We start from the raw sequence: 352 nt of genomic DNA, 5'->3' as shown, positions 1-352 counted from the left end.
GGATAATATTCGTTAACAAGCCTTATTGTGTGCAGCATCGGACTGTCCGCCGGGGCAAGATATGGTATTAATTCAGGATGGTAAATTTCGATGAAGGAGACAATCGCGGGGCAAGGCTGAGCGATAACCGTTCTTGGATTTTTTGCTTTTATATAATCCAGATAAGAAACAACGGTTAACTCCGCGCCGAAGCTGACGTCAAAAAACGCTTCCACCCCCAAAGACTTTAACCAGCCGTTTAAGTTTAGGAACCTGTCCGGGAAAACAGACGCGACGGCCGGCGCCGCAACGGCAATCATCTTTGTCCCATTTTTAATGTCGGAAAAAAAACGGTTGGTATCGTCTATGTAAC

1 protein-coding gene is annotated in these 352 nt (G+C 46.0%); it reads right to left on the bottom strand.

Going from position 1 to position 352, the window contains the following annotated elements:
- A partial coding sequence (locus tag ACYVTD_RS18240) for a [Fe-Fe] hydrogenase large subunit C-terminal domain-containing protein (protein WP_461249016.1) occupies window positions 1-347 on the bottom strand: 347 nt, incomplete at its 3' end.
- Window positions 348-352 lie beyond the last annotated feature (5 nt).

It is taken from the genome of Treponema sp. R6D11 (assembly GCF_054786075.1).
Note: the sequence above shows the minus strand (reverse complement) of the source record. Positions and strands in the feature narration are given on the sequence as shown.